12 protein-coding genes are annotated in these 12,084 nt (G+C 42.5%); 1 reads left to right on the top strand and 11 read right to left on the bottom strand.

The features are described from left to right. Positions 1-5 precede the first annotated feature (5 nt). The 6 genes from sufC to IGI86_RS02445 all read right to left on the bottom strand — a co-directional run bounded on the left by sufC (position 6) and on the right by IGI86_RS02445 (position 3,838). Positions 6-779 carry a Fe-S cluster assembly ATPase SufC gene (gene sufC / locus IGI86_RS02470; RefSeq protein ID WP_005232112.1) on the bottom strand — a complete coding sequence of 258 codons (774 nt, stop codon included), beginning with the start codon at positions 777-779 and terminating at the stop codon, positions 6-8. Between the two features lie 304 nt (positions 780-1,083). Next, positions 1,084-1,434, bottom strand: a complete 351-nt coding sequence (locus tag IGI86_RS02465) for a type II toxin-antitoxin system PemK/MazF family toxin (RefSeq protein WP_016611353.1) — start codon at positions 1,432-1,434, stop codon at positions 1,084-1,086. Continuing rightward, positions 1,427-1,651: a type II toxin-antitoxin system PemI/MazE family antitoxin gene (gene mazE, locus IGI86_RS02460; protein WP_371860490.1), complete on the bottom strand. Its 225-nt coding sequence runs from the start codon at positions 1,649-1,651 to the stop codon at positions 1,427-1,429. The genes IGI86_RS02465 and mazE overlap by 8 nt, the downstream gene beginning before the upstream one ends. A gap of 186 nt (positions 1,652-1,837) precedes the next feature. After that, positions 1,838-2,380, bottom strand: a complete 543-nt coding sequence (locus IGI86_RS02455; RefSeq protein ID WP_430617714.1) for a GNAT family N-acetyltransferase — start codon at positions 2,378-2,380, stop codon at positions 1,838-1,840. A gap of 113 nt (positions 2,381-2,493) precedes the next feature. Beyond that, a complete protein-coding gene (locus IGI86_RS02450; RefSeq protein ID WP_086316848.1) occupies positions 2,494-2,979 on the bottom strand; it encodes a hypothetical protein in 486 nt (161 codons plus the stop codon). Between the two features lie 91 nt (positions 2,980-3,070). Beyond that, positions 3,071-3,838, bottom strand: a complete 768-nt coding sequence (locus tag IGI86_RS02445) for a helix-turn-helix domain-containing protein (RefSeq protein WP_430617713.1) — start codon at positions 3,836-3,838, stop codon at positions 3,071-3,073. Positions 3,839-3,939: 101 nt separating this feature from the next. On the opposite strand from IGI86_RS02445, the gene IGI86_RS02440 reads away from it, so the two are divergent. After that, entirely contained in the window at positions 3,940-5,472 is a 1,533-nt protein-coding gene (locus IGI86_RS02440) for an alpha-N-arabinofuranosidase (protein ID WP_430617712.1), read from the top strand. 246 nt (positions 5,473-5,718) lie between these two features. Here IGI86_RS02440 and adhE read toward each other — a convergent pair whose 3' ends face one another. The 5 genes from adhE to IGI86_RS02415 all read right to left on the bottom strand — a co-directional run bounded on the left by adhE (position 5,719) and on the right by IGI86_RS02415 (position 11,971). Then, positions 5,719-8,310: a bifunctional acetaldehyde-CoA/alcohol dehydrogenase gene (gene adhE / locus IGI86_RS02435; protein WP_010748754.1), complete on the bottom strand. Its 2,592-nt coding sequence runs from the start codon at positions 8,308-8,310 to the stop codon at positions 5,719-5,721. 381 nt (positions 8,311-8,691) lie between these two features. Next, entirely contained in the window at positions 8,692-9,210 is a 519-nt protein-coding gene (locus IGI86_RS02430; RefSeq protein ID WP_008376052.1) for a GrdB-related putative oxidoreductase, read from the bottom strand. A gap of 17 nt (positions 9,211-9,227) precedes the next feature. Beyond that, positions 9,228-10,583, bottom strand: coding sequence for a PTS cellobiose transporter subunit IIC (gene celB / locus IGI86_RS02425; RefSeq protein WP_034872054.1), 1,356 nt, complete (start codon positions 10,581-10,583; stop codon positions 9,228-9,230). 68 nt (positions 10,584-10,651) lie between these two features. Then, on the bottom strand, positions 10,652-10,984 hold the full coding sequence (locus IGI86_RS02420) for a PTS sugar transporter subunit IIB (protein ID WP_086372588.1): 333 nt from the start codon (positions 10,982-10,984) through the stop codon (positions 10,652-10,654). Positions 10,985-11,023: 39 nt separating this feature from the next. After that, positions 11,024-11,971, bottom strand: a complete 948-nt coding sequence (locus IGI86_RS02415; RefSeq protein ID WP_087664850.1) for a N(4)-(beta-N-acetylglucosaminyl)-L-asparaginase — start codon at positions 11,969-11,971, stop codon at positions 11,024-11,026. Positions 11,972-12,084: the final 113 nt, after the last annotated feature.

The raw sequence follows: 12,084 nt of genomic DNA, 5'->3' as shown, positions 1-12,084 counted from the left end.
CCTCCTTACGCTTCTTCTTCTTTGTAGTCGATCCCTAACTCTTTACTGATCCCAGCATAGCCTTCTGCTTCTAGGCGTTTGGCTAAGTCTGCCGAACCGGTCATCACGACACGGCCTTCCATCATGATATGAACCACGTCTGGTGTGATGTAGTTTAACAGACGTTGGTAATGGGTGATGATCAAAGCGCCAAAGCCTTCGCCGCGCATTTCATTGACGCCTTTTGCTACGACTTTCAAGGCATCGATATCTAGACCAGAGTCGATCTCATCCAAAATCGCAAAGGTTGGATCTAGCATCAACAATTGTAAGATTTCATTTCGTTTCTTTTCTCCACCGGAGAAGCCTTCATTCAAATAGCGTTCCGCCATTTCTTCGGGCATATTCAATAAATCCATTTTTTCATCTAATTTTTTCAAAAAATCCATGACAGAGATTTTGTCGTCTTCGTCACGTTTGGCATTGATCGCTGCCCGCATAAATTCCGCATTGGTAATGCCTGGAATTTCACTTGGGTATTGCATCGCCAAGAACAGACCTAAACGAGCTCGCTCATCCACTTCCATTTCCAAGACGTTTTCGCCGTCGAACAAAATTTCCCCTTCTGTCACTTCATAATTCGGGTTGCCCATGATGGCAGCGGACAAGGTTGATTTCCCTGTACCGTTTGGTCCCATGATGGCATGGATCTCTCCAGTTTTTAACACTAAGTCAACGCCTTTTAAGATCTTTTTATCTTCGATTTGGACGTGTAGATTTTTGATTTCTAAAACTGACATTTCTTTCCCTCCAGTATCTTTTCTTTCTCACTATTTTAGACTAATTGAGAATGAACTTCAAACGCTATTCCCGACTTTTTTAAAATATTTCTAATCTGTACATTGGAATTATTATAAAGTATTACATAGAGATAGTACATGGTTATTGTTCAGAAAGTCGACTATTTTTGAAATTTTACTTTTATCTTTCAACTATCTTCTTTTCTCTATTGTTGAAACCTTGTATTCTTAGGAAATCAAAGTGAAGGACCCTCACTCGTTTTTTGTGAGGGTCCTTCACTTTTTCCATCCTGCTGTTTTTTAACTATAATGGAAAATTAAAGTTCATCATAAAATGCTGTGCAACGTTAATCAGTTCTTTTTTTGATAGTTTCCCTAAAATTTCAATCTTTCTACCGTCACGCTCGGAATAATCTAGCGTATAAACTTGCTTTGTATTTACTTTACTCCCAGGTTTCAATTTATCGTGTTGAATATCGACAAAGTAAGGACGCTTCCTATCTGTACTCGTTATTGGACAAACAATGATCAAATTTGAAGTGTAACTGTACTCATCCCTGCTGATGACTAAAGCAGGCCTGCGCTTTTTGATTTCACTCCCTTTCGAGGGATCAAAATCAATAAATACAAGAGTCCCTTGTTCGAGCCTATTCATCAAGCTGCCTGCCTTCAACAATAAAATCAGCAGCTAGCATATCTTCTTCATCAACAAATTCTTTCTCTTTCGCAGCTAAAAAATAATCATCGATCTTAGGAATCAAGGAAATCGTACCATCGTTTTCTTTGCTGATAAAGTAGGTCTTACCAGCAGGAATCTCAAACTTACTTGCTAGCGTGACCATTACCGCATTTCCTTGCTTTCTTGTTTTCACTGTATCCAAAACAATCACCTTTCCTTCATAACATATATAGTCTATTTTACTACGTAATTACTGTAATTACAAAATACAGCTAGGAGATCAGCCCCTTTTTTACTAGGTACTTTACTATACGCAAAATGCATCTGATCAATCATCAACAACAAAAGAGGACACGAAAAAATCTCGCATCCCCTACCTTCACTTCTGCTGTGCCCATTCTTCTCGCAAGATGCCATACTTGATGGAATCATAATAGGTGCCTTCCCAGAAACGGACTTTGCGGATCTGGGCTTCTTTGGTTATCCCTAGCTTTTCTCCTAGTTTCATCATGCGGTGATTGCCCGACCACGTGGTATAACCAACACGCTGGATATGAGGCTGTGATTCAAACAACTCATTGATCCACTGGCGAATTACTTGGCTGCCAATCCCTTGATTCCAAAGGGAAGCATCATAGATGGCTATCCCGAATTCCAACCACTGCTGCAAGGTATTGTCTTCCCAATAAGCGGTCGCGATCCCTACGATTCTTCCTTGATAGCTGATCGCTTTACGTAACGGGTTGTCGATACAGCTAGCGCCAAACCCCGTTCGAAATTCTTCCCACGTCAACACGGGGTCTTGGAAATACGGTCCGTCCCATTTTTTCCATTCTAAATCTGCCTTAGGCCCATAGCTGATCGACCAAAGTTCAGCAATCATTTCTTCCGTAATCGGTTGAAGTGTGACTGTTTCTGCCATCTTCAAGCCCCCCTTTCTCCTAAAGAAAGTCGTCTCCTTAAACGGTTCTTCACACATTGTGAAGCGCCGTTTTTTTGGTACAAGTGATTCATGTTTTGATTGACGATCAGTGCTTATTTCCCGAAAAGCTTTTGGAGAAATCCTTTTTTCTCAGAGACTTCCTTTGTTTCAGTCACCTGAAGCGGTCCAGTTTCCTTCACGACTTGCTGAAAGCCACGATTGTCTTGCAGCAACAGACCGTTTAGTTCCAGGATCCCAGACAGACTGCCAATCATCCGCCGCACTTCTCCCGCACTTTTGCCGAAAAAGCGCTGGTCGTCATTTGCTTCGGCTTCTTCCAAAATAACCAGCAGCTGCTGGATGCTTTGATTTTGTTCACCTAAGACGTACGACAACTGGTCAACTTCCACTGTTGTAGTTGCCGCTGACGGTACTAAATCTGTTATGAGCTTTAAGCTATCTAAATAATCCTTTAAGTCAAAAATGAACGTTTGTGCCGCTTCATTATTCATTAATTGGCTTTGACTCAATTTTCTTTGTAGCGCTTCCAATTCACTTGAACGTTTAGAAAGTTCGCTTACGATCATTTCTATATCCATATGCCACCTCCTAATGACATTGTCCCGTTTTCTCTTTCATCCGTCAAGAATTCGTCGGACTTTTTTCAGCGTTTTTACCGATCAGACCTGCCTATTGCTCCTGTTGGTACTTTGATGGTGCGCACCCATAGCGCTTCGCAAAGAGCCGATTAAAATGGTTGATGTTTTGGAACCCTGATTGAAACGCCGCCTCTCGAATCGTTAGTGTTTCGTTGCTGCGTAGATAAAAAAACTTTTGAAACCGAGCTTGCAATAAATCTTCTTTGGGCGTGGTATGAAAAAACTGTTGATAGAGCTTGTAGAATTGGCTTTTACCGATGGAAAGCTCTCGGCTAAACTGGTAAAAATCCCATTGCTGTTCGCAATTGACTAACATTTTCAACCGCATCGCTTGAAACAGTTGATAGTGTTCATTTTGTGGTTGCGGGATGCTTTCTTCAAAATTGCGTTCAAGTAAGACCAATAGATTTGTCATATACGCCGCAATCAATTCTTGCGTGTGCCGTTGTGGCAACAAGGATTCATGATTGATCTTTTGGATCAATTTGTTGATTTGTTGAATGTTTTTCGGCTGGAACAGTTGGTTGCAAGGGATCGCATAGGTTTCTTCGATCACCTGATCCGTTTGAAACTCAACAAAGCTATTAAAAAAATCTTCTTTGCCACGATAATCTTGATAGACGGTTGGAGGAAAAAGAATGCAGCTACCTTTTTCACTGGTTTCTTGATGACCATCTTCAAAAGTGAAAACCATTGGAGACAACGTCAACACGAAAAGATAATGCTTTAAGCCAGAGGGGCGATAAATATGATCGGAAACAGCATTGTGCATTTGAAATCCTGAATAGGTTACGTTCAACTTCTCACTCCTTCCTACTTGCCTTTAGTATAAAGAAAACGGACAAAACGTCAATAGAATAAGACAGAATGTAGTGTTTATTTTCAAGGACTATCGCTACAATGAAAGAAAAGAAAGGGGTTGCAACATTGAAGAAAACTACGATGTATTTAGACAAACACTTTATTTTGGCACCAGTCGACGAACGGATCTATGGCTCTTTTGTGGAGCACTTAGGGCGCTGTGTGTACGAAGGGATCTATCAACCAGAAAGTCCTTTTGCCGATGAGCAAGGCTTTCGTCAAGATGTCGTTACCTTGATCAAGCAGTTGAATGTGCCGATCGTCCGTTACCCAGGAGGCAACTTCGTCTCTGGGTATAAATGGGAAGATAGCGTCGGACCTAAAGAGCAACGGCCAGCAAAAATCGATTTGGCCTGGCGGGTGATCGAGAGCAATCAGTTCGGCTTAAACGAATTTATGGATTGGACCAAAGAAGTCAATACGGCACCGATGATGGCGATCAATCTTGGGACACGAGGAATCGAAGCAGCGAAAAACTTGATCGAATACACCAATTTAAAAGGCGGCAGCTATTATAGTGATCTCCGTCGTACCCATGGGGTGGCCGATCCTCATGACATCAAACTTTGGTGTCTAGGCAATGAAATGGACGGCCCTTGGCAAGAAGGACATAAGACAGCCGATGAATATGGCCGTCTCGCAGAAGAAGCTGGCAAAGCGATGCGTCTGGTGGACCCAACGATCGAAACCGTTGCTTGTGGTAGTTCTTCTCTCACGATGCCGACCTTTGGCATGTGGGAAGATACAGTATTAAGTCATTGTTACGATCAAGTCGACTACATTTCCATGCACCAATATTATGGCAACCGTAACGACGATAGCCAAGATTATCTAGCAAGCAATGTCGCAATGGATCAGTTCATCAGTCAAGTCGCAGCGATCTGTGATGCGGTGAAAGCCAAACGCCGAAGCAAGAAGACTATCAATATTTCCTTCGACGAATGGAACGTCTGGTATCACTCAAATGAACAGGATCAAAAAATTGAACCTTGGAGTCAACACCCACCACAATTAGAAGACGTCTATCACTTTGAAGATGCGTTACTCGTCGCAAGCATGATGATCACGATGCTTCATCACGCAGATCGCGTTAAAATCGCCTGCATGGCACAGCTGGTCAACGTGATCGCACCGATCATGACTTCCGATACTGTCGCTTGGAAACAAACGATTTTTTATCCCTATGAAATGATCAGCAACTATGGTCGCGGTCACGTGTTGCATAGCATCCTTCGAGGAGCTGATTTCGATAGCAGCCACGGAAAAGCTTCTTATGTGGATGCCATTGCGATCGAAAACGAAGATGACTATTTGACCTTTTTCTTGGTAAATAAGGATTTGCAGGATGCCAACGAATTCACTTGCGACTTGCGTCAATATGATTCATTGCAAATCGCTACCCATCAAGTGTTGCACCACCCAGACTTGCATGCCGTCAATACCGAAGCAACCCCGAACAACGTTGTGCCCGTCAATGGAAAAACAGCGGAATTGAATGACGGCATTTTGCGTGTCGTCTTGGAAAAACAAAGCTTCCAGATGCTACGCTTGAAGAAAAACGGCAGCAAGTAACGAGCCTATCTGTTTGAGCAAAAAAGCAGCAGCCTTGGTGACATCCTGAAAAAATGAGACTTTTACGGAGTGGAGACATCCACTCCTTTTTTACGATCCACCGCCCTGTTCAATTGCTATTTTTCGCATTCTTAACTGATCTGGGCAAGAAGGCGGCAACTGCCAGCTTACTTTCTCAAAAAAATGAGACGACAAAAGAACACCCTGCGGCAGCTAAGATACCGCAGGGTGTTCTTGATTCATTGTTTAGCCGTTATAGGCATCAACGATGATTTGTTTCAATTCAGAGATTAGTGGTTCTTTTGGATTTGCTGTTGTACATTGGTCTTCGTAAGCCAATTCAGCCATACGATCAACTGTTGTATCTAGTGTTTGTTGAGTGACGCCTTGCGCTTTCAAGCTCATGTCGATACCAACAGATTGTCCTAATTCGTAAACAGCTGTTGCCAATGCTTCAACCAATTCAGCCGTTGTTTTGCCTTTAAGGCCTAAGAATTTCGCAATGTCTGCGTAATCTGTATCGGCACGGAAGAAGTCATATTTAGGGAACATTGCATGTTTTTGTGGGTCTTTGGCATTGTAACGGATGATGTGCGGTAAAAGAATCGCATTTGTACGTCCGTGAGGAATACCATATTCACCACCGATTTTGTGGGCTACTGAGTGACAAATACCTAGGAATGCATTGGCGAAGGCCATACCTGCCATTGTTGAGGCATTATGCATTTTTTCGCGAGATTCCATATCAGGTGTTTTCACTGATTTTTCTAAGTAGTCAAAGACTAACTTGATTGCTTGTAAGCTCAATCCACGAGTGTAATCAGATGCCATTACTGACACATAAGATTCGATCGCATGAGTCAAAACGTCCATTCCAGTGTCTGCTGTAACAGAAGCAGGTACTGACATTACGAATTGAGGGTCAACGATTGCAACATCTGGTGTCAATGCGTAATCAGCTAATGGGTACTTCACGTGTGTTTCACTGTCAGTGATAACCGCAAATGGTGTTACTTCAGAACCAGTACCAGACGTTGTTGGGATACAAACGAATTGCGTTTTTTCTGGTTTGTCGATCTTGTAGGTCCGTTTACGGATATCTAAGAATTTTTGTTTCGCGCCGAAGAATGAAGTATCTGGGTGCTCATAGAACATCCACATGCCTTTGGCAGCATCCATTGCTGATCCACCACCAAGGGCGATCACTGTATCTGGTTTGAAATCAACCATCATTTTTGTTCCAGCGTAAACGGTGTTTGTTGATGGGTTTGGTTCTACGTCAGAGAAGACTTCGATTTTCACGTCATTTTTACGACGAGCAAGTACTTCACGAACCGTATCGCAATAGCCGAATTGAACCATACCAGGGTCACAAACGATCATGACACGTTCAACGTTTTCCATTTTCTCCAAGTACATTAGAGAGTTCTTTTCAAAGAAGATTTTTGGTGGCAATTTAAACCATTGCATATTATTTCTCCGTTTCGCTACAGTTTTCACGTTGATCAAGTTCACAGCAGAAACATTTCGTGATACAGAGTTTTTCCCGTATGAACCACAACCAAGTGTCAATGATGGAATCATTTCGTTGTAGATATTTCCGATACCACCTTCTGCAGATGGTGTGTTAACTAAGATACGGCAAGCTTTCATGCGTAGGCCGAAGGCTAATTGCAAGTCTTCGTTTTCAGTGTGGATCACCGCTGTATGTCCTAGTCCGCCTAAATCAAGCATTGCTTCACATTTTTCGAACGCGTCTTCTGTGTTGTTTGCTTTGATCATTGCTAAAACTGGAGAAAGTTTTTCTCTTGATAGTGGGTAATCAGCACCGACACCGTCAAGTTCAGCGATCAATAATTTTGTTCCTTCTGGTACGTTGATGCCTGCTAATTTCGCGATTTCCATTGCTGAATGTCCAACGATTGCTGGATTTACGGCATATTTTCCTTCGTTCATCACGGCATCTTCAAGTTTTTGTAATTCTTTTGCTTTTACAACATATACTTGATGTGCTTCAAATTCTGCTTTCACAGAGGCATAGACTTCTTTATCAACGATCACTGCTTGTTCAGAGGCACAGATCATTCCGTTATCAAAGGTTTTTGATACGATCAAGTCATTGACTGCTCGTTTCACTTTCGCTGTTTTTTCGATATAGGCAGGTACGTTCCCTGGTCCAACACCTAATGCAGGTTTACCAGTTGAGTATGCTGCTTTGACCATGCCAGCGCCACCAGTTGCTAATACGATCGCAATTCCTGGGTGGTTCATCAATAAGCCAGTCGCTTCGATTGATGGATGTTCGATCCATTGCACACAGTTTTCAGGTGCCCCAGCAGCGATGGCTGCATCACGAACGATACGTGCAGCTTCTGCTGAACATTTTTGTGCAGATGGGTGGAAAGCAAAAACGATCGGGTTACGTGTTTTCAAAGCGATCATTGCTTTAAAGATCGTTGTAGATGTTGGGTTGGTTGTTGGTGTTACCCCACAAACGACACCAACTGGTTCAGCGATTTCGATCAAGCCTTTTTGTTTGTCTTCATTGATCACGCCGACTGTTTTGTCATGTTTGATACTGTTCCAAATATATTCTGAAGCGTACATGTTTTTGATTGCTTTATCTTCATAGATACCACGGCCAGTTTCTTCTACTGCCATTTTAGCTAAAGGCATGTGTTTGTCTAATGCTGCCATTGCCATTTCATGAACAATGTGGTCCACTTTTTCTTGATCAAAGCTTTCCATTTCTTTTAACGCCACATTTGCCTTCGTTGCTAAATCGTCGATCATTGCTTGTACGTCGATTGTCACTTCTTTTTCCAATGTCTTAGCCATTGTTTGTCCTCCTAGTTTTTAAACATGTTTTGTTTGTTAACTACTTCACATACAAATCATACAACATCTTTTTTTGTTTGTAAATAGTTTTTGTGATTTTTTTCACAGTTTTATTAAACTCCCTTTAAATTAAGCGTTTTCAAGAGCTTTTAAGGAAAAGAAGTGGACAAAAGTTTCGGTTTTTATTAAGAAAAATGTCATGTGCTCAGTTGAACAATAGGTTAAAAAATTTTTGTTCACTTTTGAAAAAAATCACTCTTCCTTCTACTATTTTATCTAAGATTGCCGTATACTCCCTCTAGTATTCTGCCCTTCTTTCAATGGCTATTAGTGTCTATTGAGGACAAAAAAACGACCAGCCATCGCTGATCGTCTTTCTCTTTAAAACAAATCCTCTTGGTCTACTTCTGTTAGAGGCTTCCCGTGGGCAAGCTGGGAAACAACGTGCGCCATCTTTTTGTAGGAATCATTCAATCCAATCCCACCTTTTTTCGGCATCTTCAAAATATAGATGTCTTTGGCATAGATTGCCACTGCTGGGTTTTCCTCTGACATCGCTGCAGCCCCTGGAATTCCTTGCGCATTGAATACTTTCGTCAATCCTGCTGCCATTTCGCCAAAATTAGGATAATGCATCGCAGGTCCGCAAAGAACGGCATCTGCTTCAAATTTTTTGGCAAACCCCACAAATTTTTTATTCACTTCTTCTTGATGCTCGTGATAATATTGGTCACCACAATAAAGCGTTGCAACGATTTGTGCGTCTTGCTCTTGAAAAAGTGGATTCAAGGTTCGACCTGGACCAAGGGCAGCTTTTTTGCCGCTTGGCGGCAACTGAGCATTTTCATCACTTCCCATCCCTGCAGTGACATGATTAAGAATCAAAATTATTTTTTTCATGAGCGGTGCCTCTTTTCTTACAGATCATCAAAATCGAAATCATCAAAATTGATTTCCTCTTCTTCTTGTTCAACGGCATCCGCTTCTTCTTTTAGATATTGATTATCTAAGACTTTGATAAACGGGTAATAAATAGCCATTCCTAAGAGGATCAACAAGACTTGTAACACGGCCGCTTGCCAACCACTGACTAAGAAACCAGAAATAATCGGTGGCGTGGTCCATGGCAGCTGAATTCCATTGGTATAGTTGACTAACCCAAGATCCATACAGAAGTAAGAGATAATAATATTGATCGTTGGCACTAAAGCAAAAGGAATCAGCAGAACTGGATTCAAGACGATTGGTAACCCAAAGATGATTGGTTCATTGATCCCGAAAATACCTGGAATCAACGATAACTGTGATAGTTTTTTGACCCTTTGGCTTTTACAGACTAAGATCATGACTAAAATCAAAGATAATGTCGAACCGCCCCCGCCAAAGGTCGCGAACATGTCTTGAAATTGACCGGTGATGATGTTAGGAATTTCTGCGCCATTCTTGAAAGCATCTAAGTTTTCAATAGATAATGCCCGTAAGATAGGGTTGAAGACGGCACCGACCACACTGGAACCATTGATCCCAAAGAACCAGAAAAAATGCAAAAATAGGTAAGCTATGATCATGGCACCTAAAGTATTTCCTAAACTTAACAACGGTGTCTGTAAGAACTTAAAGAGGATCTCTTGGAGATTGCCATAAGACGTCAAGTTGGCTAACCAGTTGGCGATCATAAAAACCGTCACGATCACAAAACTAGGAATCAATGCCTCAAAGGATTTCACCACGGTTGGGGGAACACCGTCAGGCATTTTGATCGTCCACCCTTTGCGTAATAACGCAACGAACATTCTGGTGGAAATCAAGGCAACGACCATCCCTAAGAACAAACCGCTGGAACCCATCCACCGTAATGGCAGGCTGCCAACTTCATACACTTCCGTAGAGCCTTCTGGTGTGAAAACGGTCGTAAATGGTGTCACGATAAAAAAAGAAACGAGTGAAATAATGGCTGCTTGCATGGCATCAACTTTAAACTGTTTTGCCAAACTATACCCGATCCCACCAACGGCTAAAATCGTCATAATGTCAAAGCTGGCTGTTGCTGGCATATTCAACATCGTTGCCCAGTTGTCTCCCAGTAAACTGCTCATCATCTCGTTCCAATTTGGAATCGGAAAATTGGTCAAGACTAAAAAGAGTGACCCCACGATCAACAACGGTGTGGATAATAAGAAACCATCACGAATCGCAATCAAGTATTTGTTTTCACCGATCGTCTTTGCCATCGGTGTTAACACTTTTTCTAACCAGTTTAAAAATTTCTGCATTTTTCTTCCTCCCATCTGCGTGCTATCTGGCAGATAACACGTAGTCCCCTGTTACTCCAACACTTTTATTACTTTGCTTTGGCTTTTTTGATCAAGCTTAAGGCATCTTTCAATGCTCGTTCGCCATCCATCATGCCGTATGCTTCTGCCGCGATCGTGCCGACTGGAATCCCCATTGGCTCGAAAGTTGCTTTCATTTTGCTATCTAAGTGTCGTACTTGTGGACCTAACAAAATAGCAACTGGTTTTTCTTGTTCGACTTTTTCTTCTGCATGGATTGCAGGGAATGCTTCGATCGTCAAAGGCATGTTGTGCTTTTTGACGACTTCCATCATTTTATTGACCATGATACTCGTTGACATTCCAGCTTCACAAAACAAATAGATTTTTTTCGTTGCCATATCCATTCCTCCAATGTTTGTTTTTCTCAATCGCGGTTGTTAGACCGGCGCTTTGATTCGTTCTTCATACGCTTCCAACCATTCTTTCGTAATAGGCTCGATCATGGTTGTCTGCTCAGGACCTGGCGTTGCCATAAAAATAGCTGGCGCTTGATTGGTGGTTGCGACACTAAAGGTAAATTCTACATTGGTTGCCACGCCCCAGCGCCCCTGTTTATCTAAGGCGATCAGCGAGAAGGCGCCGGCTTTGCCATAGCGCTTCTTCAATCGCGCTTCAAAGTCGTAAACGGCTTGATCACATGCTTCTTGCGGTGCTAGCCCTTCTCCCATCAAACGGACGATTTCGTAGGAAAGGCAGCCTTTCATCAAGTCTTCCCCTAACCCTGTGGCAGCGGCACCGCCGATTTCACTATCCACATAAAAACCAGAACCAGATAAAGGTGAATCGCCGACACGACCGCTTTTTTTCATAAATAAACCAGAACTAGAGGTTCCTGCTGCCATACTTTGGTGTTCATCTAGCGCAACTACTCCCACTGTATCGTGGCCGTCATAGGGATCGAGGTTGTTGGCAGCGATCTCTGCTTTGCGCTTTTCCCAAATGGTTTTGGCTCGCGGTGTCAGCATCGCTTTGGGCTGGAATCCTTCGGCAAGCGCATAAGCGACCGCTCCTTGGCCGATCCGAAAACTATTGAATTTTTCCTCACTTAGGCGGCGTGCCACGGAAATAGGATTTTCCACATCGACGATCCCAGCGACGGCACCAATTTTGAAGGTATCACCATCCATGAAGGCAGCGTCCATTTCCAACACGCCTTCTTCGTTGGGCAGCCCGCCATACCCCACCGATTTATAAAATGGATAATCTTCCACTGCTTTAATGGCTGTTTCTACTGCATCTTGGCAGGAGCCTTGTTGTTCTAATATTGATTTAGCAGCGAGCACGCCATCGTGTGCCATCCGCCATGTAGCAATCATTCCCCACATAAATATCCCTCCATTTTTCATAGCGCTTTCAAGTATATTCTATACGGTATATACTACTATGTCTATACTAAAAAAAGAGTTTCTCAAAAAAATTGGAAAAACTCTTCTTCGTT

The organism is Enterococcus sp. AZ188, assembly GCF_050544075.1.
Taxonomy (GTDB): domain Bacteria; phylum Bacillota; class Bacilli; order Lactobacillales; family Enterococcaceae; genus Enterococcus_D; species Enterococcus_D entomosocium.
The sequence above is the reverse complement of the archived record's forward strand: the minus strand, read 5'-3'. Positions and strand labels throughout refer to the sequence as shown.